The organism is Thiohalocapsa sp. (genome assembly GCF_022340605.1).
Taxonomy (GTDB): Bacteria; Pseudomonadota; Gammaproteobacteria; order Chromatiales; family Chromatiaceae; genus Thiohalocapsa.
The window spans coordinates 1-26,343 of the sequence record NZ_JAJDNQ010000078.1 but is presented as its reverse complement, the minus strand read 5'-3'; the positions used below and the strand labels follow the sequence as shown (position 1 = coordinate 26,343).

The following is a 26,343-nucleotide window of genomic DNA, read 5'->3' as shown; positions in this document are numbered from 1 at the left end:
CTTGGTTCGTGTATTTCGTCGTCGAACGATGCCCGAGCGGAGTCCCTCCATGCCCGAGTTCCAGCAAGCCGTCGCCGAAGTCCTGTCGCGCGTGAACCGCCCGGGAAGCTTCTGCGCGTCCGGCACCGTCGACATCCATCTGCCGGGCCTCAGCGTCGACGGCGTCGGCACCCTCGCGCTGCCGCTGTTGCCGGCGCAGGCCGAGCAGCTGATCGCCGTCGCCGAGCAAGCGCCTTACGGCCGCGGCCCCGAAACCATCCTCGACACGGAAGTCCGCCGCACCTGGCAGATCGATGCCGGTAGCATTCGCATCACCGGCCGGCGCTGGTCGGAGGACCTGGAGCGAATCCTGCGCGCGGTCACCGAGGGGCTCGGCGTTCAGGGCCAGGTGCAGGCAGAGCCTTACAAGCTGCTGATTTACGACACCGGCAGCTTTTTCGTCAGCCACCGCGACACCGAGAAGGCACCCGGCATGTTCGCTACGCTAGTGCTGGCTCTGCCGTCCGAGTTCAGCGGCGGCGAGCTGGTGATCCGCCACAAGGGCGACGAGGTCCGCCTCGGCCTGCAATGCGACGACCCGTCCGAGGTCGCCTACGCTGCCTTCTACGCCGACTGCCGCCACGAGGTGCTGCCGGTGAAAGGCGGCTACCGCTGGGCGTTGGTCTACAACCTGCTGCGCCCCGACGGCGGGCCGCTGCCCGAGGCGCCGGATCATGACCGTGAGCGCCGGCAGCTCGCCGAGCTGCTGCGCCGCTGGGGAGACACCGAGCCGGGGGCGGGCCTGCCGCACAAGCTGCTCTGCCCGCTGGAGCACAGCTACACCGAGGCGGAGCTGGGCTTCGCCGCGCTCAAGGGCGTCGATGCCGCCGCGGCCTTCATCGCCGAGGCCAAGCGCCGGCATGTGGAAGACAGCATCCGCACCCACCGCTGCGACCTCGACACCCACACCGACAAGGCCGGCCGCCCCTACACCCTGGTCTGCACCAAGAACCAAGCGAGCTACGAGCGGCGGGTGCAGCAGCGCAACAAGGACTTGGCCAACCGGGAGCGGTTGTTGGGGGCGGGCGGGGGGGAACGCCGCGCTGAGCAACCTCGATCATAAGTCCGTCCCCCACCGTGGGAGCGCCGTCCTCGGCGCGATCGGCCGTGAGTCGCGGCGAGGACGCCGTTCCCACGGCAGGTTCCGCCGCGCCTACACTGCTGCGAAGCTTGCCGGCCGTATAGCACTGATATCCAGTTATGCGCGTGATCAAGCACTTCCGGCACAAAGGGCTGCAGCGCTTCTTCGAGACCGGACCGAAAGCCGGCATCCAGGCTCCACACGCAAGTTGGCTTTCGCGCCAGCTTTCCCGCCTCGACGTCGCCAAAACCCCGCAGGATATGAACCTGCCCGGTTGGAAGCTGCACCCATTGTCAGCCGATCTGGCCGGGCATTGGGCGGTATCGGTCAGCGGCAATTGGCGCCTGACGTTTGCCTTCGACGGCGAAGATGCCATCATCGTGGACTATCAGGACTACCATTAAGCCCACCTCGAAACACGAAATGCACAGTCCCCCCCATCCCGGAGAAACCCTGCGCGAAGAACACGGCGGCCCGGTCGATCCCGCGCAGAATCACGTGCATCGGAAAGCCCGCGGCGACGATACCGGTGCGTCTGGGCATCGGGCTGGGCAGGGAGAAGATCGTTGAGGCTGCCGGAATCTAGCAGAAAAACGTGGTCTGTCCCTCTTTTCTCCGACCAACCATGAGCAGAACCATCCTCGCGACCCTATCTAGCAGAAAAACGTGGTCTGTCCCTCTTTTCTCTCCGCTCCCACGGCAGGAAACCCCCTGCCCAAAGTGCTCGTGAAGGCCAAACCGGCATCGTCCATGCCGGCATCTCCCTGGCGGGGTTGGCCGCGGGTGGCGGTCACGCTGCCTTTTCGATCGCGATCGCCAGACGTCGCCCGACGGTGAGCAATGCCTGCTCCAGCGTCGCTGCCTTGCTTGCGTGACGGGGATCGACCAGGCGTCGCGCCGCCTTCTCGTGGATGCCCAAGCGCCGCGCAAGCTCGGTCGGGCCGACGCCGGTCTCGCGCATGGCCAAGAACAGCGCTGCCTTGAGCGCGGTTTGGATTGGGACCGCCACCGGATGCTCGTCGGGCAGAGGGGCCGAGGCCGCCGGAATCTCGTCTCGATCGTCGATGCGCGCGGCGACGGCCTCTTCCAGACAGTCGGCTGCCTCCAGAAGCGCCTCGTCGGGGCTCTCGCCCTGGGTGATGGCCTCCGGCCAGTCGCGAAAAGTGACCACGAAGCCACCGGTGGGGTCGGGCGTCAGGGTCGCGGGATAGATGAATTGCATCGGATGCTCCGCTCAGAGATCGCTGAGGCTCAAGCTAAGCTGCCTGAGCATTGCATGCAAAGTTCCGGTCTTCAGCTCATCCTTGGGGTTGCGGACGATGGTGAGCCGCGCGCCGAGATAAAGCGTCACATGGCTCCCCCTTGCCGCGCTTTTCGTCCACGTGGCTGGCGACCCCATGGGCCTTGGCATAGCGTTGCACCCGCTGGATGAATTCCGTCCCTTTCATGCGTGACAGTATCGGACATTTTTGTCCGCTCGGCTATCGGCGCGACGCGACCCCAGCGGCAGGCGTTGGCGGGAAGTCCAGCGCCGGCGACCGGGAGTTCGTGGCTAATACGATACCGGGGTTGAGCTTTGATCTCGTGCCGAGGCTGGCCCCGGCACGCCGTCTGCCTGGCTCCGCCACACGCCGAGAGCGACGCTGACGGCAGAGCCGTCAAGCGCGTTGCCGAGGCGGAGCTCCGGCGCCAGCCGGAGTGCCGCGGCACCAGTGCAGCAGCGCCCGGACCGCCGGCCTCTTCTGTTTCTGTTTTCAGGTGTCCGGTTGCGTTCGTGTGCGGCTCGCCAAACGGTTTGACAGACAGCCTGAAGCCGGGGTCATCCCCATGCGCATCAACACCGGACTCGATGACGAGCAGTCGCGCAAGCTCGACCACCTGCGCGCGCTGACGGGCAGGACGGTCTCCGAACTGATCAAGGAGGCGTTGGAGCACTACGATGCCGAGGTCACGGCGAAGCCGGTGCGAGCGGAGGAGGTGCTGTGTCGCACCGGGTTGATCGGCTGCACCGAGGGCGACCCGGACCTGTCGTCTGGTCGGTCTTGGTCACAACTTCTACCAAGCGCGTGCCCTGTGGGAGCGGCGTCACCGCCGCGACTGGGCGCCCGTCGCGCCGAGGACCGCGCTCCCACGACGATGGATGGACCTATGATCAAGGCCGTGGTGTCCTCAAGACATCTGTCGCCTCGACAGAGGCTTACATACGTGTCGATGCCCTGACGCCGCGTGCCCGGCGTCGCGCCGGGCACGCGGCGAGCCGGCTGAAAGCCGGCGCTTCCAGCACGACTCTTCGCGGTCGGCCCGTCCCTACGCCGGAGCAGTGATTGCCGGCGGCGCTCGCAACCTCCTGATTTCGGGCGCCGCGGGCACTCCGGCGTCGCCGAGTTGGACGGGCATGGCCGCGGTGGTGTGCGAGATTCGCCACAGCCAAGTAGTCGCGCTCGGCGGTGCCCGCGTCGATCTGGGGCATGTCTTCGCCGGCCTGGACGCATCGAATTCCGTGACGCTCGCATCGAGCCCGGACTACGTGGCCGGCGGCGCGCGGCTCTTGGCCCTTCCTGTGCGGGCGGATGCGCTTCGAGATGCGGCTCCTCCGGGCGAGCCGGCGTGGGAGCGCCACTGTCTTTTGTGGCGCGATGGCGGCTGGGAGGTTGCCTGCCGCCGCAAGCTACTCAGGGCGTGGTGTGCTGTCTTGCCGCTGGTCGCGGCACCGAGCGTGCCGCTCCCACCAGAGCTGCTACACCGAAAGACGTGAAAGAGCTCGTCGTCACGGATTGTGGCGTGGAGCTCACGCTGATGCCGGCGGCGTTGTACGCCCGTACGCGAACGTAGTAAGTGCGGTAAGGTCGCAGACCCGAGACTGCTTGGCTGGTGGCGGCGCCGACGTCCAGATCGTCATAGCCTCGGACCAGCCGGCGGAAATCGCTGCGCAGCGAGACGTCGAGACGGTAGCCCGCGGCATCCGGGACTGCATTCCAATTGGCGGTAAAGCCGCTCGTGGAGACGTTGGTGGGGGCGCTCAGGACCGGCGCTTCGGGCGGCGCGGGAGGCGTGGTTGGCTCGTCCCCGTCGTCACCGGGCAGCTCGCCGGCGCTCAATGCCGCGATTGCCTCGGCGGCCTGGATCCTGGAAATCGTGAAGCCGTTGTCGCTGTCGGTCACCGCTTTGCCGCTGTCCCTGAATGCCGCCAGGAGCGGGTCGACACCGGCCGTTGGATAGGCCTCTTTCAACACCGCCCAAGCCCCGGCGACATGCGGTGCGGCCATGGAGGTGCCATGCCAGCTCGCGTAGTCGCCCCCCGGCACGGACGATGTGATGAGGCTCCCCGGGGCCAGCAGGCTCAGGAAGTCGGCGCTGTTCGAATAGTCGGCCACCGCGTCCTGGGCGGCGCAATAGACGCCGGCATCGTCGCAGGTGGCACCGACACTGATCGCGCTGGAGACGCAGGCCGGCGCCGCGAGGGCGTTGACGTAGCCACTGTTCCCGCTGGCCACGACAGTCGCGATTCCGGCCGCGCGCAGGCTGTCGATGGCCGGCTTGCTCGGGTCGCCGTCGCAGGGCTCGGTATAGCTTCCACCGCCGAGACTGAGATTGGCGGCTGCGATGGTGTACGACTCGCGCAGTGCCTGGACCCGCTCCAGGCCCTTGATGATGTCGGAGGTGTAGGCCATCACGCAGGGGGCGCCGCCGCAGGCGCTGGCGCTGAAGCCGCTGTAGACCTGGATTGCAATCACTTGGGCATCCTTGGCGGCGCCAACGTGAAGGCCGTCGTCCCCGGCCGCAATGCCGGCGACGTGGGTGCCATGATCACACCCGGAGCCCCAGAGATCGCTGTCGCAGGGCCGTGCCGAGTCGACCGCGGTGGAGGATGTCACCGCATCGGGACACAAGGAGTAGACCCCGTAGCGCGGACTGCTGGTGGAATAGCAGGCCTCGGAAACGACCTTGCCGACCAGCATGGGATGATCCTTGTCGACCCCGGTGTCGAGGATGGCGATGGTTTGGCCGGCGCCGGTGTAGCCTGCCATGCTGCCGTCGGCGGCGGCGCCGATGAGGGGCATGCTGTCCAGAACGGCCGGCGAATACGCGGCATCCTCCACAACCTCCAGTACCTCGGGATCATTGATCAGGCGGGCGATGTCGCGGGCGCTCGCCCGCATGGCAAAGCCGTCCAGCCGCTCGAAGGACTTCACGCGCGCGCCGGTGCGGTCGCGCTCGTCGTGCAGGCCCAGCGCGGCGAGCGCTCGTGTCCGCTTCGCCCGCGACAGGGATTGGCGCTCAGGGAGCGTCAGCCCTTCTGTCATGGTCGATTCCCTGAAGCGGACGATGACCGGGACCGTGTCGCTCGTGGATGCGCGATCGAGCAGGGCCGCATGACGCTCCTCTCGGGACAGGCCGGAATGCGCCGGCGACATCAGGTCATTGGTCTGCGCCTCCCGGTCCGCCGCAGCCTTGATGGCATCGGCATGCTGGTCCGGCACGCCGGCCTGCACCGGAACCGTGATCGCGAGCGCCGCCAGAACGATGAGCCACATGGGCAGGCGCCTCGCGGAAAGATTCGGGTGTTTGGATGGATGCATTGGGTGTTGTGCTCCAGGAAAGGGCCGCGACGGCCGGTTTCTTTTGTTGTCGATATGCAGGGGGCGGATTGATCGAAGCGGACTGCCGCTTACGTGCCGCTGCCGCCTTTGCGCTTGCGCCCACGCTGGCCGGACCCGCTGCCGTTGCCATTGCCTCCGCCCTGACGCTTCTGCTTCGCGAGCGGTGCGTGCGCTGGCGTGTCGGCCAGCACCAGGTCGAGCGCTTGGCGGGTGTCGCGAGGCCTCGGCGCCGCGGCATCGGCATGCCGCGGGGTCGATGCGGGATCGATGTCGATGGCTCGCGTGCCGACAGTCGACGGCGAGGCGGCGGTCAGGGTGAGCGGGGCGCAGAGCAGCACGCTCAGAGTCATCGGGATCAGGCGATGTGTCGTCATGGATGGTTGTCTCGCGGTGGATGTGGTGAGGGAAGCTCTGACCACAAAGCACGACTTGTGCCATCCAGAAAACCCCGTCGATATCGAGCGTTGCGGCAATCGGGACGGGGGCGAGCTCGACAACATTTTCCGGACTCGACAAGAATGTCGACCGCGTGCCGGGTTGCGCCGATCGTGGGGCAGACCACGATTTGCAGATTTCTGCCGAGAAGCCACGTCCATTCCCGCAACCGCCGGCGGCTACAGACAGCTCATCGGTTATGCCGGCATCGCCCTGGCGGGGGTTCGCGGCGTGAGGGTCACGCTGGCTTTTGGACCTCGATCGCCAGACGTCGTCCGACGGCGAGCAAGGCCCGCTTCAGCGCCTCTGCTTTGCTGGCGTGGCGGGGGGGATCGAGGAGGCGCGACGCCTCCTTCTCGTGGGTTCCCAGCCGTCGCGCAAGCACGGACGGGCCGACGCGGGTCTTGCGCATGGCCAGGAACAGGGCTGCCGCGAGCGCGGCCTGGAGTCGTGTTTCGACGCAGCCCGACCCAAGCGACGAGTCAGGGTTTGGAGCAGTACAGCGAAAGGAAAGATTCGGCGTCTCGCCAGCGTGGCGGATCGGACGCGGCCATCAGCCATCGCCTGCATCCAGCTTGTAGGAACGTCTGCCCTCCAACCTTCGATCTTGCCCCCGTCGCGCGATGGCGGCAAGCCGAAACCGGAACTGAAGAACTGGTCTCCGAAACTGCCGCCGCGGCTTCCGTCCTCGCCGCGCGTGCGGATCAGCTGCCTTTGCGCGCCACGATCGCCCGGTGTCGAGGATCGCTCGGCGCCGTCACCGGTGCCTGGAAGCCGGCCTGTTCGAGGCCCCGCGCGACATCGAATGTGTAGTAGTCATCGCTCCAGGGCTCGGTGCTCTTCATCAGCGTGAAGAGCACCGGCGGCAGGCTTTGGAGGGCGGGGGACTTAGGATCGCTGTCCACCAGCGCGATGGTGCCGCCCGGGCGCAACATCCGGTGGGCCTCGTGGAAGATGTCGAGCGCGGCGTCGCGGGGGAGCTCGTGAGCGACGAATTGCAGCGTGATGAGATCGAAGGACTCGGGCGGGAGCCCCGTGTCCTCGGCCGGCGCGTGCAGCCAGGCTGTGATTTCGTCTTTGGTGTCGCGGGTCTTGGCCACGGCCAGCATGTAGGGCGACAGATCGAGACCGGTGGTCCTCACCGGCTGGTGCTGGCCCTCGGCGAAATGGCGGTGAATGGTCAGCGTCGAGATGCCGACCGAGCAGCCGATGTCGAGTATGTCCCGGACCTCGCCTGGGCCGTATTCATCCAGAATCCGAAGGAAGCCGCCGCGCATTCTGGCGTGCGACGCGTCGGGAGTCAGGGATTCCTGCGGCCAGAGCCGTGCGGCCACGGCATAGGTCGCCGGCGCGGCTTCGAAGGCCGCGAGCCAGCACAGGTTGCCCTGGGCATAGGCATGAAAGGGCACCTGGTAGTAGTCGGGATAGCGCACCGTTGAGTTGGTGAGGCGATCAGCCAAGGCCCTGATCCCGGGCGTATCCAATGCCTGCACCTGCGCACTCCAGGGGATGCCCTTCTTCTGCGCGGTCTTGATCATGACCCGCCGGGCCTGGCGCTTCATGACCGCGTAGATCGGCTTGGTGTTGATCAGCAGGTTGACCAGACGGGATTGCCAGTCTTCGCCGGCCCAGTCGGGCTTCTGTTTCGTCGTCGTCATTGGGGTTCAGCAGGTATCAGTCGTCGCAGGGGGAAAGGCGGTGGGGCCGCGGGGACGGCGGCACAGGGTGTGCCGGGTGTTCAGCATGGTGTCGATCATCGATCATAACGCCGCCCAGCCATAGCGCTATCTGCATCCGTTCGACTCCATTGCCCTTGCGAACCGCTTCTCTTTCGCCTCTAACTGTTGCGAGTTCCGACTCACGCAACGTGTTCGAAAAGGGCTTGATTTGGGCGGTGGGGTTGGGTTTTGGGGCGAGTTGGCCCTGATTCCTTCAGCTTTTTCGAGGCGCACCCGGTGGCCGGGCGCACCTCACCTGCATTCAGGCCATCAGCGGCCTGCGCAGCAGGTAGAGATTGGCCAGGGCGAACAGGATGTGCAGGTGGGTCGTGTTCTTCTTCAGCCCCCGGTAGCGCGCCTTGCGACGGCCGAAGAGGTTCTTGACGACGTGGAACGGGTGTTCGACGCGCGCGCGGATCTGCGCCTGGAGGCGTTTGGCCTGCTTGGCGAGATACTTCACTGGCCCATCGTCCATGGTCGCGAGCTTGCCGCGCTTCTCGGCGATGTGCCAACGCCCGTCGCGCTCCTGCAATGCCTCACGCTTGTCCGCGCCGATGTAGCCGGCGTCGGCGCAAACCGTCGCTTCGCGCCCGTGCAGCAGGTTCGCCGTCGCGGTGATGTCGGCGACGTTGGCGGCGGTGCAGGTGAGGCTGTGCACCGCCCCGCTGTGCAGGTCGGCGCCGATATGCGCCTTCATCCCGAAGTACCACTGGTTGTCCTTGCGCGTCTGGTGCATGTCGGGATCACGCGCCTTCTCCTGGTTCTTGGTCGAGGACGGCGCGGCAATGATGGTGTCATCGACCACCGTGCCCTTGTCCAGCAGCAGCCCGTGCGCGCGCAGCACCGCGTTGACCCGCTCGAACAGCCGCTCACGGAGCGTGTTGTACTCTAGCTGGCGGCGGAACTTCAGCACCGTGGTGGGCATCCGGCACCGACTCGTGCACCAGGTCCAGGCCGAGGAAGGCGCGAGCGAGGCCGAAGTCTGGCCCAGGCCACTCCTCCTGGTGAGGAGGTTACCTGGGGACTCAAGGCCATCAAGGAGCTTACCTCGTGCTTCGGGACTCTTCCTTGACAGCCCCTAGCCCGAAGGTCGTTGGTCACCATGAGGGGTGGCCTCACTCTCCCATCGAAGATGAGCGAATCCCGGTCAATTCAAACGGGACGGGGCGGGTTACGTCCGCATAGCGGACCTCCACACCAAGCCAGCGTGCCCGTTCGTTAGGGTCACCTATCCCATATGTACCTGGCGCCTAGTGCAGCGTTTCTCCCAGCTTTGCTTTCGTTGTCGTTGTCGTTGTCGTTGTCGAGTATCCGACCACGACCACGACCACGACCACGAGCAGAGACTTCGACCCGGTTCCTCGGCTCCGCCCTCAACCGGGTTGACGCCTGCAAAATTGGCTGAAACGGGCACTAGCGTGCGGTTCAGGTCTCGCGTCCCGACGCCTGCAGCAACCAGTCGGTGTAGTCCCGGTTGAGTCGGGCGCCGGCGGAATTGGCTCGGACCGCCGCATCCTCGGTGTGATCGAGCGCCGTGCCGAGGACCTCGGACGGAGACACGCCGAACCGGCTTCGAAAGCGGCGGCTGAAGGCGCTGGCGTCGACGAATCCCCAGGAAGAGGCGATGTCCGCGATCTTGACGCGCCGCGGGTCAGCCCCGCGCAACTCGCCATAACAACGCTCCAGGCGGGCGCCGTTGATGAATTGCCGAACCCCTCCGAGCGGCTCGAACAGCCGATACACTTTGCTGCGGGAGACGTGAAAGTGTCGGCAGAGCGCCTCGACGCCGACGCTGCCCTGCAGGCGCGTCATCAGGAATTGCTGCATGGCGCCCAGGCTCGCGGGAGTCGTCTGGGTGGGGCCATAGCCCAGCAGGGCATCCAGAAAGGCGAGAAAGGCGTCGCAGAGGGTGCGCGCGTGCGGCAAGGTCACCTGCCCCAGCTCGGCGAGCAATTGCTGCCACAGCATCGCCAACAGCCGGCCTTCAGGGTCGGCAATGGACCAGGACAGGACCGGGGTGTGCGCCTGTATGCCGGCGCCAGCGCGCAACCGATGGCGCGGAATCATGATGGCGTTCAGGCGCATGGCCGACGCCTCCGAGTCGAAGGCGTAGGCCCAGTCGCGTAGGTAGAGGTTCCCGGTAAGCAGACGCACGTGACCGTCGGACATGATCAGGCGCTCCTCGCCCGCGAGCTGCATCTGCAATGACAAGAAGTCCCGGCCCTCCCCGACAAGCAGCTCCGGGCCACGCAGAAAGCGTGCCGGGGTGAACTCCGCCTGGTTGAAGACCAGCTCACCCACCTTGTACCCGGCGGCCTGGGCGCGGAAGCCCTCTGGCTCCCCCCTGGGCCAGGTCTGATAGAGCGAAGCGGTCATCTGCCGCCATGCGGCAAGGCCCGCACCCGGCGGAAACTGATCGGAGTCGAAATGGGCTGAGGGGACCTTGTCCAAGGGTTGTTTGTGGGCGTCGGCTTTGCCCACGCAGGTCACAAATCGACGCCGGATGGAAGGGCCGATAAGCGTAGAACACTGAGCGGTGAGACGCCAGGTCAACAAATTTTGAGACTCCAAGCCTAACAGACCCATTTGGCCCAGCGCTACGCTAGGTTCATCGATGCCGGTAAGTCGGACTGTCGGCGCTCGCCTCGTGGGATCACGCGAGCGCACAACCTGTACGGGGTGGCCCATGTCTTTCAAGATTGAGGGTGAGCGACTGCATTCCTCGTGTGCTGACTCGATTGATTCGGGCGGCGTTCTAGTCCATACGAACACGCCTGGCTCCGCGCAATGTCCAGAATTCTCCAAGCTGTCAACCCGCGAAACAAATAGCCGAACAACACAATCAGATGAATATTCACTGGTGGTTCGGCAACATAATGATCTGCATCAAGGAGAAAATACAATGCATCGAACCTCGGTCACCACTGTCGCGCTTTTCGCCGGTCTGTTGGCATGTATTGCCATCGCGTCTGCCGCCCCGCAAGAAAAAACCTGCGAATCAGGCCAGGACAAGGTGCTGCTCGTCTTCAACGCTGGGGCCAGCACCATAACGGCGCCCCCTAACGACCGCAGCAATGTCAGCATTACGATCGCGGACACCGACAGGCAGAGTGTCGTGTTTGGTGATCGACCCAGCCGCCTGGTTGCCGCAATCGATACGCAGACCGTCATCGACTTCCTAGCCGATGTCGCGACAAACGATCCAGCCAATCTCGCGATTGTCGGCCATTTGCCGGATGGTAATGTGGAGATACTGATCATCGAGACGCTGGACGCCAACGTTGAGCCAAACGGCGGGTATGTCTTTCTCAAAGGTCGTTTGCTCGAAGGATTCGATGCCCCCGACCTCATTTCTAACATCTCTAATGGGATGACCTTTAGCCAACTGGATGAGAATCGCAGCTACGAATCGATTGACGTTTTTGTGGACGATGTGGCTTCGTGCTGCCCCGGGGACATAGGCTGCGACATACAGGTCTGCGGTGATTAGCGCCATAACTTAGCCGGGTCCCGGACGGAGACACACGAGGCTGGGGCGCACCATATCGTGGACGAAAGGTATCGCTTTCGACGATGGTCGTCTACGCTTCGTCATGCCAAGAAACCTAGAAAGCGGGTCAAGCCGGGTCAGCTGAGTTACAGAGCGAATCATCTCGCTACCTGACTTTCGCTTGAGGGTTTCGCTCGCACACCTCGCGACCTTCTTGATCCCCGCGCTCGTCGCGCAAGGCGCGCATGCCGGGCCACGCAAAGCGTGTTTAGGGAATTTCGTTGAGTCACTGCCGGAGAGCTTTCGCTTCGTATGGCTGCGCCTCTATCTGCCGGCAAGCGGTCGCGGTTCTGTACAGCTTGCGCCGAATTACAGTGGTGAAGGACGGGCAGAGCACGACGCTGCCGGAATGCCCTAGCGCGCCGCGTCGCTGCGTGATCACCGACAGGCAGAGCGGGCGGTCGCGAGTGAGGATTTGGACGTCCGGGACGTCGTGTGCATCACCGCCCGCATCATCAAGCTGAAGATGGCCGGCGAGCCGCCGTACTGTGCCTGGCTGTTTGTCATCGATAACCAGACTTTCAACATCGCATTTCCGGACTCGAATGCAGCTTATTGGTCCACACGGCAACAATCGGTGGCGCGCTTCTGAACCACCAAGAGGTCGCGCGCGCCCGTACGCCGACGTTACCGATCCTGGAGCAGGATCAGGGCGGCCTCGCGGTGCTGAGGGTGCCGCCGACACCGGGCACCTGAAGGGACACGCTGAAAAATGCCATCCCGGAATTTCCAGCGAACGCGATTCGAACAGCGTGGCTTTCGAATCGCTCCATTTTCAGCCCCTTGCGGTCTCGAATTTGGGGGCATCCTGCACTGCACGGGAAGACCTGAATAGGTGAGCGATTCCCTAGACAGCGCGCTCGCGGGCCGATCGCCACGCTGCACGAGAAGCCCAAATCCATGTAGACACGCGGAGGCATGCAATGCAAATCAAAGACCTGGAAATCTTTAACGAGATGCCGTTCCTGTTCTGGGTGAAGAACGCCGAAGGCCGGCACCTGTTCGGCAACAAGGTAATCTGCGATCTCGCCGGCGAAGACGTGGTTGGAAAGACCGACCACGACCTGGTTTGGCGCAAAGACGCCGACGCACTGCAAGCAGACGATCGACGGGTTTTGGAGTCCGGAAAGACTTCCTTCATCCACGAGCATGTCCGCCAATCTGCGCACGGTGATGCGGCACTGAGCGTCTGCAAGTGGGTCGGGGATCTCGACGGCCAGCGATGCTGCTTTGGTATTTCCTTCGTCATCGAATAGCGAGTGAAGGTCGCAAGCCGCCGCGGGCGAGGCAGTTGTAGCGATACCGGCGTTGCTTCTGGTGCCTCGCTGGCGGCCAAGTGCCCGTCATGACCCGCGGCCAGGCCACGGCAATGGTTCGCGCGGGCTTGCCGATTGTCTCTTTGAGCAGGAGCGAGTCGATGCTTCGACCGATGGAAGGTGGTGGCGTCTACGACCACCACAACGAGTACTAGATGCATGGCGGCCTCTTGCATGCGGATCTCATCGCGACGGCCGCGAGTTTCACTGTCTCGATGCCAGCGCGGCGCAGGGCCAACCGGTGCGCAGAATTACTGTGGAGCTTCTTGTAAGGTGGATTGAGGACTGCGTGGGTAAAGGGTTGCGGCGGGCTGGAAAGAAAGTCGCCGGTCAATGATTCAGTCGCGCAGTGAATAAAGTCGTCTGCTCGGATTATGGAGGAAAAGTCGCCTTGGCCATCGTACTTGTTGAGTGTTCCTGACAAATGTTCAATTAGGTCATGGTCAAGCTCGAAGGCATCGACTTCCACGCGCTGAAAGTGAAACGGTCCATTCCTCCATCTATCCAAAAAGGCTGCAGATAGCGAGCCGATCCCTGCTCCCGCGTCTAAAAGGCGGCAGTGCCCCTTGTCATCTGGAAAGAGGTCAGCCATAAACGCGGCGGTTCTTGCCGGCGTGAGAAACTGGCCGAAATGCGCCTTTTTCTACGCTCGGATGCTATTTGAAAGCTGCAGTCTTCTGTCTTCAACCGTCAATGGCACAGTGGTTTCTCCTTGTTCTTTCGCCCCTAACCAGCAACTGTATGGTTTCCAGTCATCAGCCCCGATGCGATGTCACCCGGAAGTAAGAACTGCGCATAACGGTATTGTAACGACGCTGGATGTCCAACAAAAGCAGAGCGGCTGTGCTCAGGTGCCCCATGACTGCCAGTCGGCGTACCCAGGTGAGCGGCGGAGTGGACTCATGCTCTGGCGGTGGAGCCGGGCGGTTCGCGCGGTAGCGCTCAGGTTGGCACTTCGAGCGAGTCGCTGTAGGTTTCGATCCCCAGCGCCGTGGCTATGTCCATGGCCTTCGGCTCGATCATCGGCGAGACGACGATCAGTCGATCGGCGGTGCGGTCATGGCGCTTCTCGTAGTAGCGCGCCTTGCGCTCGAAGATGTACATGGCGGCCTTGTCCACGGAGGGCTTGAGCGCGAGGATCAGGAGCGCGCCGTTCTTGATGGTGATGGGGCATCGGTATCCAGCTTCACCCGCCCGCCTTGCCCCGGTGCGCCGCGGCCCAGCCGTGATAGCGCGCGACGAGCCCGTCCAGAGCGGCTTGGTCCAGCGGACGCAGGCTGCTCAGGACCAGCTTCTTGGTGCCTTCGCCGATGCGCTCGCTGTTGGATGTCAGGTCGAAACGCAGGCGCGCGTCACCGCGGCGTCCGGCGACGTCCAGCGTGCTGTCGACGAGCTCCAGCCCGTCCAGGGGGCGATCCAGGCTGCTCAGTTCGAAGGCCATGCGCTCGTAGATGACCAGGGGCCGCTCGGTGTTGATCATGACGCCGTGGCGCTGCATCAGCGGGACCAGGAAGTGGGGGAAGTTGTGGCCGGAGAAGGCCACGTAGCGCCGCACCAGCGACTCGATCAGGTCCGGGTCCCGGGTCGAGGCGCCGGCACGGGTGACGGTGAGGCAGGTCTTGCCGGACTCGTCGCGCACCAGCACCTGTTCGTCCGAGCTGTCGATCCGCTGCGGCACATCGGCGCCAACCATGCCGCTGAAATGGAATTCCATTCGGCTGCTCAGCCCGAATTGGGTCAACACCAGCGCGAAGAGCAAGTCGCCGGGAACGCAGAAACGCGGGTTGTCGGCGTCGTGGATCGGGTTGAAATCGCCGGCGATGTCCTTGGCGAAGGCATTACCCTGCGCGGCGGAGATACGCGGCGCATCGGCGTCGCCGCTGAGATAGGGGTCGAGAAACATGCCTTTCTGCCTCGGGAAGGTGTGTAACAGGGCGCGGTCGCGCTCCTGTCGTCGGGACGGCCGGCGCGCGTGCAATCCGTCGATCCGCTGCAAGGTGGCGCACCCGGCTGCATCCTACAGCGTCCGCGGCGGAGGAATGCCTCGGGTTGGCCTCGCCGCCGGGCGCTTCGGACACGACGAGGCCGGCGCCAGCCACGCCTGCGTCCCGGCTGCTCCGGATTGGCCGCTCGCCTGCGCACCTTCTTGACCTGGCGCAGCTCAAACCCAGGGGGACCGACTAACCCTGATGGTCCTGAGCCCTGTTTCAGATTACCTGTCTAGTCCTGAAGTCGGATCTGCCCGACCCGAAGGTGAGCAACATGACAGAGCGCGAGTCCTTCATCGACTACCTGAGCCGGCGCGGCATCAGCCGGCGCGGCTTCCTCGGCTTCTGTGCCGTGACCGCATCGGCACTGGCCCTGCCGATGGGGGCGGCCAGGACCATGGCGGCGAATCTGGCGGCGGCGCAACGACCCTGTGTGATCTGGCTGTCGTTCCAGGAGTGCACCGGCTGCACCGAGTCCCTGACGCGGGCCGCAGAGCCAACCATCGAGTCGTTGATCCTGGACCAGTTGTCCCTCGACTATCACCACACGCTGCAGGCCGCCAGCGGCGAGGCCGCGGAGCTGGCCCGGCAGAACGCGATCGACGACAACTTCGGCAGCTACGTGTTGATCGTCGATGGCGCGGTGCCCACTGGCGAGCAGGCCACCTGGTCCACCATCGCGGGCCAGACGAACCTCGACATGCTGAAGGAGACCCTGGACGGCGCCGCGCTGGTGATCGCGGTCGGCACCTGCGCCACCTTCGGCGGCGTGCCGGCGGCGGCGGCCATTGCCGCGGAGCGGCCGAATCAGTCTGGCGCCAAGGGCGTCGGCGACTTGATGTCGGCGAGCGAGGTGCCAGAGCGACCCCTGGTGAACGTGCCGGGCTGCCCGCCGGTGCCGGGCGCGATGACCGGCGTCATCGCCCATTTCCTCGCCTTCGGGACACCGCCCGAGCTGGACGACCTGCGGCGGCCGGTGGCCTATTTCGCCGACACCGTGCACCAGCGTTGCCCGCGGCTGATGCACTTCCGGAACGAGCGTTTCGCGCTCGCGTTCGACGACGAGGGCGCCCGCAACGGCTATTGCCTGGCCAAGCTCGGCTGCAAGGGGCCGAAGGCCCACAACGCCTGCGCGACGCTCAAGTGGAACCTCGGGACCAGCTTCCCGATGCTGTCCGGTCACGGCTGTCTCGGTTGCGCCGAGCCCGGTTTCTGGGATCGGACCCTGGCACCGGAGGGCGATCGCTTCCTCGGTAGCGCGTTCTATCCGGATGCGCCGCCGGCCGCCTGACGCGGCGCCGATCCGAGCCCGCCCGATTCCCACTCTGTCGCAACCGGCGATGTGCCTTCGCTGTGCGCGCCCGCGCGCCGAGCCGTCGGCCATCGGAGCCCTTTCCGGAGAACCCCATGAATACCGTCGTCGTCGATCCGGTCACCCGCATCGAAGGTCACCTGCGCATCGAGGCCCAGACCGAGAACGGCATCATCACCGCCGCGTCCAGCACCGGCACCATGGTGCGTGGCATCGAGAACATGATGATCGGCCGCGATCCCCGCGACGCCTGGGCCATCGCCCAGCGCATCTGCGGCGTCTGCACCCTGGTCCACGGCATTGCCTCGGTGCGCGCCGTCGAGAGCGCGCTGGACTATCCCATCCCGCCCAACGCAGAGCTGATCCGCAACCTGATGATCGGCGCGCAATTCGTGCACGACCATGTGATGCACTTCTATCACCTGCACGCGCTGGACTGGGTGGACGTGGTCTCCGCGCTGGACGCGGACCCGGCCGCCACTGCCGATCTCCAGCAGGGCCTGAGCGCCTGGCCGAACAACTCCAGCGCCTACTTCGCGGACGTGCAGCAGCGGCTCGCCGGGTTCGTTGGCAGCGGCCAGCTAGGCATCTTCGCCAACGGCTACTGGGGGCATCCCGAGTACCGCCTGCCGCCGGAGCTGAACCTGCTCGCCTTCGCGCACTACCTGGAGGCGTTGCAGTGGCAGCGCGAGGCCGCCCGGCTGCACGCTCTGCTCGGTGGCAAGAACCCACATCCGAACTTCGTCGTCGGCGGTGCCCCGTGCGTGCTCGACGGCAACGCCGGGCGAACCGCCATGGACCGCAACGGTCGCCGGCTGATGGCGCAGATCATCACCGGCATGCAGACCTTCGTCGACCAGGTGTACGTGCCGGATACGCTCGCCATTGCGCGCTACTACAAGGACTGGAGCGCTCGCGGCGAGGGCGTCGGCAATTTCATGGCCTACGGCGAGTTCCCGGACGCGCTCGGCGGCGCCGACGACACCGCGGGCCTGTTCATCCCCCGCGGCGCAATCCTGAACCGGGACCTCTCTAGCGTGCTCCCGGTGGACTTGGACGACCCGGAGCAGGTGAGCGAGGACGTGAGCCACGCCTGGTACGACTACAGCGCCGGCAACGCCCAGGGCCTGCACCCCTACGACGGTGAGACGCGCCCCAACTACACGGGCCCCACGCCCCCGTACGCCCACATCGATCCGCAGCAGGCCTATTCCTGGCTCAAGTCCCCGCGCTGGCAAGGGCTGCCGATGGAGGTGGGACCGCTCGCACGGGTGGTGATGCTCTACGCGACCGGGCACCAGGACACCCGGGATCTGGTGGACGCCAGCCTTGCGGACCTGGAGCTCCCCCTGTCGGCGCTGTTCTCCACCCTCGGCCGTGTTGCCGCGCGCACGCTGGAGACCAAGCTCATTGCGGATCGCATGAGCGATTGGCAGGCGCAGTTGGAGGCCAATATCAGCGCCGGCGACCTCGCCACCCACAACGCGGACCTGTTCTATCCGCAGAGCTGGCCGGCATCGGCGCGCGGCGCCGGTTACATGGAGGCACCGCGCGGCGCCTTGGCGCATTGGGTGGTGATCGGCGACGGGCGCATCGCCAACTACCAGTGCGTCGTCCCGAGTACCTGGAACGCCGGCCCCAGGGACGCCGCCGGGCAGGAGGGACCCTACGAGGCCGCGCTACGCGGACACCCGCTGCACGACCCGGCGCAGCCCATCGAGATCCTGCGCACCATTCACAGCTTCGACCCGTGCCTTGCCTGCGCCGTGCACGTGGCCGATCCGGACGGTGGCGGGATGATCCAGATCGCCACCACGACCGGCGCGGCGCTGTAGGTCTGCGTGCCCGGGCTGCGCTTGCTGGCAGGTCGCCCGGGCATGCCGCGTCAAGCGGGTGCTCAATGAGCTGGCACTCAAGCTGGCGTGCCGTCTTCCCCGACCAGTTTGGCCAGCTCGCCCATGACGGACTGCACCGTGAGCAGTCCGAGGAACTCGCCGCTCGCGGCGTCCACGACGGGTATCGGGCTGCCGCGCCGGAAGAGCTGGCGGATGCCTTCCCAGAGCGGGGTCTCGGGATGGACGACGTTGGCCGGCGGGTCCATCACGTCCGCGAGCTTGACCGGAAGCAGTTCGCCGAGATGCCTGGCGACCTTCTCCTCGGCATCCACCAGGTAGTCCAGGCGCAGGTCCGTGTCTTCCAGGCCGTGGTGCTCCAGCGTGATCGCGCCGGGAAGGAGTCGCGAGAGCACGACATCGAAGCTGAAACACCCCGCCAGGACTTGCTTGTCGTCGACGATAGGCAGGGAGCGGATGCCGTGCTGCTGGAGCAGCGCGAGGGCATCCGCGATCGTCTCGTCGGGACCCGCCGAGATGACCTGGGGAACCAGCGCATTTCGACAGAACATCGTCTTAGCCCTCAGTGGATTGTGCCTTGCAATGATGGCGCCGATGACCGTCACCGGCCGCCATGGATGGGTATCGAGAAGAAGTCGAAGTACATGATCACGAACACGCTGCAGACCACCAGGGTCGTCAGCATGGCCGGGGTGCCCTTGCGGAACCACAGCCCGGGCGTGATGGCCAGCGCCGGGTTGCGCTCCTTCTGTGCCAGGCGCTCGGACAGGGTGACGATGAAGACGTTCGCCGTGGAGCCGATATGGGTGCCGTTGCCGCCCATACCGACGCCCATGGCCAGGCACCACCACAGCGGCGCCACGTTGACCCCCTGGCTCTCCATGCTGAGGATGATCGGGATCATCGCCGCGGTGAAGGGGATGTTGTCGATGGCCGCCGACAGGATCGCGGAGACCCACAGCAGCGTCAGGCAGGCCACCAGCAGGTCGTGCTCCACGAAGGGCATGATGTGCTGGCCGAGCCACTGCAGGAACTGGCTCTGCTCGACGCCGCCGACCATGACGAACAGGGAAATGAAGAACAGCAGCAGCGTGTACTCGACCTTTTCCAGGTAGGGGTCGAGCTGCAGATGCCGGCCCGCCAGGAAGAGTGTCGTCATGCCCACGGTGGCCACTACCCAGGCGTCCCAGTGCAGCTGGCGATGGATGACGAACAGCACCACCATCAGCCCGAGAATCTTGACGGACAACCACCAGGTCTTGGGGTCATCGATGCGGACGTCCGGCGCGAACTTGACCACCTGCGGCTTGACGGACAGATCCTTCCAGAACAGGAAGCGCAGCGCCACCAGGGTCGCGAGCCAGGCCGCCAGCACGACGCCGCCCATGCGCAGCAGGAAGGCGTTGAAGCTGATGTCGGCGGCCGAACCGATCATCAGATTGGGCGGATCACCGATCAGCGTCGCCACGCCGCCGGTGTCGGTGAGCAGCGCGGCCGCCAGCAGATAAGGGATCGGCGAGACCTTCAGCACCTCGCAGATGAGCACGATCAGCGGGCCGAAGATGACGACGGTGGTGACGTTGTCCAGCAGCAGCGACAACAGCGTCACCGCGGTGCCCAGCATGGCCAGCAGCAGGAACTGCCGCCCGCCCGAGATCCGGGCGATGTAGAAGGCGATGGCCTGGAAGCCGCCAGTGGGGATCATGACCGCGATGATCAGCATCATCGCGCCAAGCAGAAAGACCACGTTCCAGTCGATGGCCTCGATGGCCTGCTCCGGGCCGTAGAAGCCGAAGATCTGGCCGGCGAACACCATGGCCGCGGCGCCGACCATCGCGATCTTGGTGCGGTGGATGTGGTGGACGCCCTCGGTAAAGATGCCGGCGAAGGTCGCGGCGAGGATGAGGGCGGATACGAACATGTCGATATCGAAGGACAGCATCGGCATGGGGAGTTCCTGGGGCAAGACGCCCAGTTTGCGGGCGGTGTGACGGCAACGGGCCTGAGGATGCCGCGCAGTGTAAGGGAAACGCCGATGTCTGGGTGTTTCCGATGGGGCACGGGGTGCGGACACCTTTTGTGCCCATCCGTTGCCATTGGGTCACGGCAGCGGGATGACTGCAAACGATGGCGCGGCAGGGGCGCATCCTGCGGCGCCCGGCCGGTTTTGGCCCTGACTTCGGTCAGTTTCCCGAACCGGGGACGCACCGCAACCGGCAACTCGTGCACTGGCGCGGCAATGCCGAGGCCGCTCCGCCATGTCGGCCGGAGTTTCGGCCGAAGTGTCGGCCGGAGTGTCGCCCTCCAGGGCGACACGGCCAAGGTTCAGCCCAAGACCAGTCTCCAAGCCTTCCCATCGGTCCACAAGCCCGACACTTAGAGGCGCCCTAAGCCCTCAGGACCCGGCCGCCTCCAACGCAAGCTGACTGTGGCTTCGGGAGTACATGAAGTAGACGATCAACCCGATCACCAGCCAGACGCCGAAGCGGACCCAGGTCACGACCGGCAGGCTCAGCATCAGGTACAGACAGGCGATGGCACCGAGCGCCGGGGTCAGCGGGCTCCACGGCGCCTTGAAGGGGCGCGGGAGGTCCGGATGGGTGCGGCGCAGGCTGACGACCCCAACGCAGACCAGCAGAAACGCGGCCAGCGTGCCGATGTTCACCAGCTCCGCGACGTCGCCGATGGGCGTCAGCCCGGCCACCGTGGCGATGAGCAGGCCGCTCACCATAATGATGCGCACCGGGGTCTGGCTGCGTGCGTTCACGCGCGCGAACACGGGCGGCAGCAGGCCGTCGCGGGACATCGCCAGAAACACCCGCGTGAGCCCATAGAAGAGCACCAGCATGACCGTCGTCAGGCCGGCAATGGCGCCGGCGGCCACCAGTCCCGCGGCCCAGGGGTAGCCGAGGCGCAGCATCACGTCGGCCACCGGCGAGCCGACGTTCAGCGTCGGATAGGGCACCACCGCCGTCAGCAGCCCGGCCACGGCGATGTAGATGAGGGTGCAGACGGCCAGCGAGGCGAGGATGCCGATGGGCAGGTCGCGCTGCGGATGTCGCGCCTCCTCGGCCGCGGTGGAGACCGCATCGAAGCCGATGTAGGCGAAGAAGATCAGCGCTGCCCCGCCCATGACGCCGCTCCAGCCGAAGGGCATGAAGGGCGTCCAGTGCTCCGGCTGCACGCGGCTCGCGGCCACGCCGATGAACACCGCGATGGCCAGCAGCTTGACCACCACCATGGCCGCGTTGAAGCGGGCGCTGGCGCGCACCCCGAAGGCCAGTAGCCCGGCCAGGATCAGCACGATCAACACCGCCGGCAGGTTGACGAGCCCGCCGGCGGCCGGCGCCGCGAGCAACGGCGGCGGCAACGACAGCCCCATGGCCGTCAGGGCGTTGTCCATGTAGCCGGACCAGCCGATGGCAACCGCGGCCGTGGCGACGCCGTATTCCAGGATCAGGTCCCAGCCGATCACCCAGGCCACCAACTCGCCGAGCCCGGCGTAGCTGTAGCCGTAGGCGCTGCCGCAACCGCCGACGGCCGCCGCCAGCTCCGCGTAGGCCAGGGCGCTGAAGGCGCAGGCGATGCCGGCGATGGCGTAGGACAAGGTGATGGCCGGACCGGCCTTGGTCGCCGCGGCGACCCCGGTCAGCACGAAGATGCCGGCGCCGACGATGGCGCCGATGCCGAGCAGGGTCAGATCAAGGGGGCCGAGCACGCGCCGCAGGCCCGTGCTCGCGAGGTGATGGTCGGCATTGATCGGCTTGGTGCGCAACAGGCCGTTCATCGGGCATCTTCCTCCACCGGCTTGCCGGTTTGCTTGTCGATGGTCGCGAAGTCCGTGCGCGTCGCGCCCAGGTCCAGCGCGACCGCGCTGGCGACATAGATGGACGAGTAGGTCCCGACCACGATGCCGATGACGAGCGCGACCGAGAAGCCATACAACAAGGGGCCGCCGAAGAACAGCATCGCGATCACCACCGCCAGGGTCGTGCCGGAGGTGATCACCGAGCGCGACATGGTCTGGTTGATGGAGGCGTTGATGACGTCTGGCGGCGCTGCCCGGCGCATCTTACGGAAATTCTCCCGGATTCGGTCGAAGATGACGATGGTGTCGTTCACGGAATAGCCGACTACAGCCAGGATCGCGGCGAGCACCGTGAGGTCGAATTCGGTGCCGGTCAAAGAGAACCAGCCCAGGGTCAGGATCGGGTCGTGCAGGGTCGCGGCCAGCGCGCCGATGGCGAAGCGGCGCTCGAAGCGCAACCAGATATAGAGCGCGATGCCGCCCAGGGCGATGATGACCGCAACGCCGCCCTTGTCCACCAGTTCCTGCCCCACCTGGGCGCCGACGATCTCGACCCGCCGGATCTCGGGCGCCGGCCCGCCGGCTTTCCGGAAGGCGTCGAGCACCTGGTCCTGAAGGTTGGTCTTGTCGACGGCCGCCGTCGGCGGGATACGCACCAGCACGTCGCGATCCGTGCCGAAATGCTGAACGGTGGCGTAGGTGATGCCCGCGCTGTCGAGGCGTTGGGTGACATAGGTGGTCTCGACGGCCTGCGGGAAGGCCAGATCCACGAGCTTGCCACCGGTGAAGTCGATGCCGAAGTTGAGCCCCTGGACCGCGAGCGACACCAGGGACAGCACGATGGCGGTAATGGAGAACGCATACGCGGGAACGCGCTTGGAGACAAAGTCGATATGCAGCGGCTTGCGAAACAGGTCCACGGTCATGCCCCCGATGATCACGTCTCAACACGAAACGTGAATGCACCACTGCCGCCCATCGTGGCCGGGCATGCAAACCTCGGTCTCGACGGCACGGGCTGCCGAAGCGTGTCTATTCGCCCGCGTCGCGCGGACGGACGGCCAGCGCGGGTGGTTGCATCGGCGGCACCGATTGCGGCGCCTGCCAGGTCGATGGAGCGCTCGGACGGCGCCGGGAGTCACCGACGCGGGTGTCGCTGTCGAAACCTTGAGCGCTTGCGGTTCCGGGGCGCCCGCCGACATGGCTGTCGGTACCGGGCGCTGACGGGGCGAGGGGTGGGGTTACAGCGGCAGGTCACATCGCTGCGCGAACAGTCGGACGCCACTTGCCTGGTGGCCGCAGATTACGAGCGCCCGCGCGGGTCGGCAAGGGAGACGCCAGCCCTAGGGGACGAGGCGGGTCAACGAGGCGCCGAAGCATGGCTGACCACCGCTCTGAATGGCGCCGGCGGCCCGCCGGTGGACGTCGGGCAAGCGGGGCGGCGCCGGTGTAGCATCTTACGGGTACGCGGCTGGTCTCCTGCGGGTTTGGTCGCTTGTCGGTTGGCACCACCTCCTGTGACAGGGGTGCCCTCTGAAGGCTGAGGGAGGCCGATCTCCATGAAGATTGTGATCCTGGGCGCCGGGCAGGTCGGTAGTTCCGTGGCCGAGCAATTGGTCTCGGAGGACGACGAGATTACCCTTGTCGATAGCGATGCGGTCCGGCTGGCGCGGCTTCAGGATCACCTGGACCTGCGCACCGTGGTGGGTAATGCCGCCTTGCCGTCGGTCCTGGCGCGGGCCGGGGCGGAGGATGCCGATCTCCTGATCGCGGTGACTCAGAGCGATGAGACCAACCTCTGTGCCTGCCGCACGGCCAGGACCCTGTTTCGCACGCCCAAGTGCATCGCCCGGCTGCGCTCCGCGGACTACGTCAGTTTCCCGGAGCTGCTGGCGCCAGAGAACTTCGCGGTGGACTTCAGCATCTGCCCGGAGCAGATCGTCACTGACTACATCGTCAAGCTGATCGAGCTGCCGGAGGCGCTCCAGGTGCTGGAGTTCGCCGACGGCCTGCTTAGCCTGGTGGGTGTGTGCGCGGTCGAGGGTGGACCGCTGGTGGGTCACCCGATCGCGGACCTGCGGCGCCATCTGCCGAAGCTCGATGCCCGCATCACCGCCATCTATCGGCGAGACCAGGCCATTGTCCCCGAGGGCGGTACCTGCATCGAGGCGGGGGATGAGGTCTTCTGCCTCGCCGCCACCCGGGATCTGCGTGCGGTGATGCGCGAGCTCAGGGGGCGCGACCGCCCGACCCGGCGCATCCTGATCGCCGGCGGCGGCAACATCGGCGAGCGCCTGGCTTTGGCGACCCAGCACGGCTATCACGTCAAGGTCATCGAGCGCGACGAAGCCAGGGCCAAGGAGATCGGCGCCAGGCTCACCGACGCCCTGGTGCTGGTGGGCGACGGGTCCGACGAGAACCTGCTCTGGGCCGAGGGGATCGAGGATATCGATTTCTTCCTTGCGCTGACCCCCGACGACGAGAACAACATTCTGTCCGCCATGCTTGCGAAGGATCTGGGCGCGCGGCGGGTGCTGGCGCTGATCAATCGGCGCATCTACGTCGACCTGGTCCAGCGGGACCGCATCGATGTCGCCATCTCACCGGCCCAGGTCTCGATCGGCTCGCTGCTGGCCCATGTGCGCCGGGGGGACGTCGCCGCGGTGCACAGCCTGCGCCGGGGTGCCGCCGAGGCACTGGAACTGGTGGTCCATGGCGACATCACCACGTCCAAGGCGGTCGGGCGGCGCATCGGCGAACTCGATCTGCCCCACGGGGTGACGGTCGGGGCCGTCGTACGGCAAGGCGAGGCGGGGCGCGGGTCCGCGGACCGGCCGCGGGTGCTCATGGCCCATCACGACATCCTCATCGAGGCGGAGGACCACCTCATCCTGTTTCTGGTGAGCAAGGCGCTGGTGGCGAAGGTGGAGCGTTATTTCCAGGTCGGCCTGGGCTTTTTTTGATGCGCGCGCTCTGGTCCGTCACCAACACCCTGGGCCGGCTGCTGATGGTGTTCAGTCTCACCTACCTGATGCCCATCACCAGCGCGCTGTATTTTCAGGATGGGACCCTCGCCATCTTCTCGTTGAGCCTGCTCGCCTGTCTGGTGAGCGGTGCCCTGCTGGCGTGGATCAGTCACCACGGCCGACAGGAGCTCAAGGCCCGGGACGGGTTCGCGCTGGTGGTCATGGCCTGGGTCCTCACGGCGGCCATCTCCACCGTGCCCTTGCTGCTGCACGAGCCAACCCCGGAAACGGGCGCCATGTCCTTCACCGACGCCTTCTTCGAGACCATGTCGGGGCTCACCACCACGGGCGCGACGGTCATGGTGGGTCTCGACCATCTGGCCCCTTCGATCAATCTGTGGCGGCATACGCTCAACTGGCTGGGCGGGATGGGCATCATCGTACTGGCCGTGGCGATCCTGCCGCTGCTCGGCGTCGGCGGCATGCAACTGCTGCGCGCCGAGGTGCCAGGGCCGGTCAAGGACACCCGACTCACGGCGCGGATCGGCGATACCGCGGCCATCCTGTGGACCGCCTATCTCTGGATCACCATCGCTTGCATCCTTGCCCTCAAGCTCGCTGGGATGCGCTGGATCGATGCGGTCTGTCATGCCTTCTCCGCCATGTCGCTCGGCGGCTTCTCCACCCGGGATGCAAGCGTCGGCGCCTTCGATTCGCCGGCAGTGGAGGGCGTGCTCATCGTTTTCATGGTGATCGCGGCGCTCAACTTCGCGACCCACTACACCGCCTGGCGCACCCGCAGACCGTGGGCCTATCTGCGCGACGCCGAGGCGCGGGGGGTGCTCTTGGTGCTGGCACTTAGCGTGCTTTTCTGCGCCGGCTATCTCTGGGTGCGGGGCACCTACACGGAGCCGTTGATGGCCCTGCGGGAGGCAGGCTTCAACCTGGTCTCCATCGCCACCGACTGCGGCTTCGTCAGCACCGACTATGCGACGTGGCCGATCTTCGTCCCCTTCTGGATGCTCTTTCTCTCCTGCATCACCGTGAGCTCCGGATCCACGGGTGGTGGGATCAAGATGGTCCGCACCTTGATCCTGATGCGCCAGAGCACCCGCGAGCTCAAGCGCATGATCCACCCCACCATGGCGGCACCCGTCACCATCGGCGGCGCCAAGGTGCCGAACAGCATCGTTTTTGCCATCCTCGGCTTTATCTTTCTCTATTTCATGAGTGTCGTCGTACTGACCTTCCTGCTTATTTTCGGCGGACTCGACTTCATTACCGCATTCACCGCCGTCATCGCCTGTATCAACAATGCCGGCCCGGGGCTCGGCCTGGTGGGGCCGGCGACCAACTACCAGGGGCTCAGCGACTACGAGACCTGGGTGCTGACCTTCACCATGCTGCTCGGCCGCCTGGAGGTCTTTTCCCTATTGATCTTGTTCACGCCCGCGTTCTGGCGTCGATAGCCGGCCGCACGGTTCGCAGGCTTGCCGGGTGAGCACGCGTAGCGACCGGGAAAGCATTGCTCGCAACTCGGACGACGAGTGAATCGTAGGGCGGGTTAGCGATGGCGTAAGCCGACAATCAACGGCTTACCGACACTGAACGTCGGGTTACGCTGCGCTAACCCGACTACACCGAATACTTACACAGTCTCGTAGCGCATCCGCCAC

Annotated in this window: 23 protein-coding genes and 1 pseudogene; 10 read left to right on the top strand and 14 right to left on the bottom strand. The window is 65.6% G+C overall.

Features of this window, described 5'->3' with window-relative positions; all coding sequences use genetic code 11:
* The first annotated feature begins 49 nt into the window (after positions 1-49).
* Both LJE69_RS10350 and LJE69_RS10345 read left to right on the top strand, forming a co-directional pair.
* Complete coding sequence (locus LJE69_RS10350) at positions 50-1,102, top strand: 2OG-Fe(II) oxygenase (RefSeq protein ID WP_296924584.1); 1,053 nt, start codon at positions 50-52, stop codon at positions 1,100-1,102.
* Between the two features lie 143 nt (positions 1,103-1,245).
* On the top strand, positions 1,246-1,524 hold the full coding sequence (locus LJE69_RS10345) for a type II toxin-antitoxin system RelE/ParE family toxin (RefSeq protein WP_296924582.1): 279 nt from the start codon (positions 1,246-1,248) through the stop codon (positions 1,522-1,524).
* Between the two features lie 386 nt (positions 1,525-1,910).
* Here LJE69_RS10345 and LJE69_RS10340 read toward each other — a convergent pair whose 3' ends face one another.
* Both LJE69_RS10340 and LJE69_RS20995 read right to left on the bottom strand, forming a co-directional pair.
* Positions 1,911-2,342, bottom strand: coding sequence for a type II toxin-antitoxin system HicB family antitoxin (locus tag LJE69_RS10340; protein WP_296924580.1), 432 nt, complete (start codon positions 2,340-2,342; stop codon positions 1,911-1,913).
* 12 nt (positions 2,343-2,354) lie between these two features.
* A complete protein-coding gene (locus LJE69_RS20995; RefSeq protein ID WP_367114659.1) occupies positions 2,355-2,519 on the bottom strand; it encodes a type II toxin-antitoxin system HicA family toxin in 165 nt (54 codons plus the stop codon).
* Between the two features lie 428 nt (positions 2,520-2,947).
* On the opposite strand from LJE69_RS20995, the gene LJE69_RS10335 reads away from it, so the two are divergent.
* Positions 2,948-3,340 (top strand): ribbon-helix-helix protein, CopG family, encoded by a 393-nt coding sequence (locus LJE69_RS10335; protein ID WP_296924578.1) that lies wholly within the window; start codon positions 2,948-2,950, stop codon positions 3,338-3,340.
* Positions 3,341-3,792: 452 nt separating this feature from the next.
* Here LJE69_RS10335 and LJE69_RS10330 read toward each other — a convergent pair whose 3' ends face one another.
* From LJE69_RS10330 to LJE69_RS10305, 6 genes and pseudogenes are all read right to left on the bottom strand, one after another.
* Positions 3,793-5,700 (bottom strand): S8 family serine peptidase, encoded by a 1,908-nt coding sequence (locus LJE69_RS10330; RefSeq protein WP_296924576.1) that lies wholly within the window; start codon positions 5,698-5,700, stop codon positions 3,793-3,795.
* Positions 5,701-5,789: 89 nt separating this feature from the next.
* A complete protein-coding gene (locus tag LJE69_RS10325) occupies positions 5,790-6,095 on the bottom strand; it encodes a hypothetical protein (protein ID WP_296924574.1) in 306 nt (101 codons plus the stop codon).
* 299 nt (positions 6,096-6,394) lie between these two features.
* A complete protein-coding gene (locus LJE69_RS10320) occupies positions 6,395-6,568 on the bottom strand; it encodes a hypothetical protein (protein WP_296924572.1) in 174 nt (57 codons plus the stop codon).
* Positions 6,569-6,860: 292 nt separating this feature from the next.
* The gene (locus LJE69_RS10315; RefSeq protein ID WP_296924570.1) at positions 6,861-7,814 is read right to left on the bottom strand and encodes a class I SAM-dependent methyltransferase; all 954 of its coding nucleotides are present in this window, start codon (positions 7,812-7,814) and stop codon (positions 6,861-6,863) included.
* A gap of 322 nt (positions 7,815-8,136) precedes the next feature.
* A pseudogene (locus tag LJE69_RS10310) lies at positions 8,137-8,842 on the bottom strand (IS5 family transposase); the annotation flags it as partial.
* A gap of 457 nt (positions 8,843-9,299) precedes the next feature.
* A complete protein-coding gene (locus LJE69_RS10305) occupies positions 9,300-10,250 on the bottom strand; it encodes a helix-turn-helix domain-containing protein (protein ID WP_296924568.1) in 951 nt (316 codons plus the stop codon).
* Positions 10,251-10,560: 310 nt separating this feature from the next.
* Here LJE69_RS10305 and LJE69_RS10300 point away from each other — a divergent pair, with 310 nt between their 5' ends.
* From LJE69_RS10300 to LJE69_RS10290, 3 genes are all read left to right on the top strand, one after another.
* Complete coding sequence (locus LJE69_RS10300) at positions 10,561-11,364, top strand: hypothetical protein (RefSeq protein WP_296924566.1); 804 nt, start codon at positions 10,561-10,563, stop codon at positions 11,362-11,364.
* Positions 11,365-11,857: 493 nt separating this feature from the next.
* Positions 11,858-12,016, top strand: a complete 159-nt coding sequence (locus tag LJE69_RS10295; RefSeq protein ID WP_296924564.1) for a hypothetical protein — start codon at positions 11,858-11,860, stop codon at positions 12,014-12,016.
* A 331-nt stretch (positions 12,017-12,347) separates the two neighbouring features.
* On the top strand, positions 12,348-12,680 hold the full coding sequence (locus LJE69_RS10290) for a PAS domain-containing protein (RefSeq protein ID WP_296924561.1): 333 nt from the start codon (positions 12,348-12,350) through the stop codon (positions 12,678-12,680).
* 1,002 nt (positions 12,681-13,682) lie between these two features.
* On the opposite strand, the gene LJE69_RS10285 is transcribed toward LJE69_RS10290, so the two are convergent.
* Both LJE69_RS10285 and LJE69_RS10280 read right to left on the bottom strand, forming a co-directional pair.
* Complete coding sequence (locus LJE69_RS10285; RefSeq protein WP_367114658.1) at positions 13,683-13,901, bottom strand: hypothetical protein; 219 nt, start codon at positions 13,899-13,901, stop codon at positions 13,683-13,685.
* Positions 13,902-13,926: 25 nt separating this feature from the next.
* Positions 13,927-14,643, bottom strand: coding sequence for a DUF3581 family protein (locus LJE69_RS10280; protein WP_296924559.1), 717 nt, complete (start codon positions 14,641-14,643; stop codon positions 13,927-13,929).
* 359 nt (positions 14,644-15,002) lie between these two features.
* Between LJE69_RS10280 and LJE69_RS10275 the strand changes: the two genes are divergently transcribed.
* Both LJE69_RS10275 and LJE69_RS10270 read left to right on the top strand, forming a co-directional pair.
* Positions 15,003-16,019: a hydrogenase small subunit gene (locus tag LJE69_RS10275; RefSeq protein ID WP_296924557.1), complete on the top strand. Its 1,017-nt coding sequence runs from the start codon at positions 15,003-15,005 to the stop codon at positions 16,017-16,019.
* A 116-nt stretch (positions 16,020-16,135) separates the two neighbouring features.
* Positions 16,136-17,875, top strand: coding sequence for a nickel-dependent hydrogenase large subunit (locus LJE69_RS10270; RefSeq protein ID WP_296924555.1), 1,740 nt, complete (start codon positions 16,136-16,138; stop codon positions 17,873-17,875).
* Between the two features lie 77 nt (positions 17,876-17,952).
* Here LJE69_RS10270 and LJE69_RS10265 read toward each other — a convergent pair whose 3' ends face one another.
* The 4 genes from LJE69_RS10265 to secF all read right to left on the bottom strand — a co-directional run bounded on the left by LJE69_RS10265 (position 17,953) and on the right by secF (position 22,621).
* Entirely contained in the window at positions 17,953-18,444 is a 492-nt protein-coding gene (locus tag LJE69_RS10265; protein ID WP_296924553.1) for a CBS domain-containing protein, read from the bottom strand.
* Between the two features lie 50 nt (positions 18,445-18,494).
* The gene (locus LJE69_RS10260) at positions 18,495-19,841 is read right to left on the bottom strand and encodes an ArsB/NhaD family transporter (RefSeq protein WP_296924550.1); all 1,347 of its coding nucleotides are present in this window, start codon (positions 19,839-19,841) and stop codon (positions 18,495-18,497) included.
* A 447-nt stretch (positions 19,842-20,288) separates the two neighbouring features.
* A complete protein-coding gene (locus LJE69_RS10255) occupies positions 20,289-21,680 on the bottom strand; it encodes an amino acid permease (protein ID WP_296924549.1) in 1,392 nt (463 codons plus the stop codon).
* Complete coding sequence (secF, locus tag LJE69_RS10250; RefSeq protein WP_296924547.1) at positions 21,677-22,621, bottom strand: protein translocase subunit SecF; 945 nt, start codon at positions 22,619-22,621, stop codon at positions 21,677-21,679. Before secF ends, LJE69_RS10255 begins: the two co-directional genes overlap by 4 nt.
* 639 nt (positions 22,622-23,260) lie before the next feature.
* Between secF and trkA the strand changes: the two genes are divergently transcribed.
* Positions 23,261-24,664, top strand: a complete 1,404-nt coding sequence (trkA, locus tag LJE69_RS10245) for a Trk system potassium transporter TrkA (RefSeq protein ID WP_296924545.1) — start codon at positions 23,261-23,263, stop codon at positions 24,662-24,664.
* Positions 24,664-26,136 carry a TrkH family potassium uptake protein gene (locus LJE69_RS10240; RefSeq protein ID WP_296924543.1) on the top strand — a complete coding sequence of 491 codons (1,473 nt, stop codon included), beginning with the start codon at positions 24,664-24,666 and terminating at the stop codon, positions 26,134-26,136. Before trkA ends, LJE69_RS10240 begins: the two co-directional genes overlap by 1 nt.
* Positions 26,137-26,343 lie beyond the last annotated feature (207 nt).

Bases quoted from the DNA above. Each gene is read 5' to 3' on its own strand.
- LJE69_RS10340 (WP_296924580.1), bottom strand. From the start codon at position 2,342: ATGCAATTCATCTATCCCGCGACCCTGACGCCCGACCCCACCGGTGGC.
- LJE69_RS10260 (WP_296924550.1), bottom strand. From the start codon at position 19,841: ATGCCGATGCTGTCCTTCGATATCGACATGTTCGTATCCGCCCTCATC.
- LJE69_RS10320 (WP_296924572.1), bottom strand. From the start codon at position 6,568: ATGCGCAAGACCCGCGTCGGCCCGTCCGTGCTTGCGCGACGGCTGGGA.
- LJE69_RS10315 (WP_296924570.1), bottom strand. From the start codon at position 7,814: ATGACGACGACGAAACAGAAGCCCGACTGGGCCGGCGAAGACTGGCAA.
- LJE69_RS10290 (WP_296924561.1), top strand. From the start codon at position 12,348: ATGCAAATCAAAGACCTGGAAATCTTTAACGAGATGCCGTTCCTGTTC.
- LJE69_RS10270 (WP_296924555.1), top strand. From the start codon at position 16,136: ATGAATACCGTCGTCGTCGATCCGGTCACCCGCATCGAAGGTCACCTG.
- LJE69_RS10255 (WP_296924549.1), bottom strand. From the start codon at position 21,680: ATGAACGGCCTGTTGCGCACCAAGCCGATCAATGCCGACCATCACCTC.
- LJE69_RS10325 (WP_296924574.1), bottom strand. From the start codon at position 6,095: ATGACGACACATCGCCTGATCCCGATGACTCTGAGCGTGCTGCTCTGC.
- LJE69_RS10305 (WP_296924568.1), bottom strand. From the start codon at position 10,250: ATGACCGCTTCGCTCTATCAGACCTGGCCCAGGGGGGAGCCAGAGGGC.
- LJE69_RS10280 (WP_296924559.1), bottom strand. From the start codon at position 14,643: ATGTTTCTCGACCCCTATCTCAGCGGCGACGCCGATGCGCCGCGTATC.
- LJE69_RS10275 (WP_296924557.1), top strand. From the start codon at position 15,003: ATGACAGAGCGCGAGTCCTTCATCGACTACCTGAGCCGGCGCGGCATC.
- LJE69_RS10330 (WP_296924576.1), bottom strand. From the start codon at position 5,700: ATGCATCCATCCAAACACCCGAATCTTTCCGCGAGGCGCCTGCCCATG.
- LJE69_RS10300 (WP_296924566.1), top strand. From the start codon at position 10,561: ATGTCTTTCAAGATTGAGGGTGAGCGACTGCATTCCTCGTGTGCTGAC.
- LJE69_RS10350 (WP_296924584.1), top strand. From the start codon at position 50: ATGCCCGAGTTCCAGCAAGCCGTCGCCGAAGTCCTGTCGCGCGTGAAC.
- trkA (WP_296924545.1), top strand. From the start codon at position 23,261: ATGAAGATTGTGATCCTGGGCGCCGGGCAGGTCGGTAGTTCCGTGGCC.
- LJE69_RS10265 (WP_296924553.1), bottom strand. From the start codon at position 18,444: ATGTTCTGTCGAAATGCGCTGGTTCCCCAGGTCATCTCGGCGGGTCCC.
- LJE69_RS10240 (WP_296924543.1), top strand. From the start codon at position 24,664: ATGCGCGCGCTCTGGTCCGTCACCAACACCCTGGGCCGGCTGCTGATG.
- LJE69_RS20995 (WP_367114659.1), bottom strand. From the start codon at position 2,519: ATGGGGTCGCCAGCCACGTGGACGAAAAGCGCGGCAAGGGGGAGCCAT.
- LJE69_RS10335 (WP_296924578.1), top strand. From the start codon at position 2,948: ATGCGCATCAACACCGGACTCGATGACGAGCAGTCGCGCAAGCTCGAC.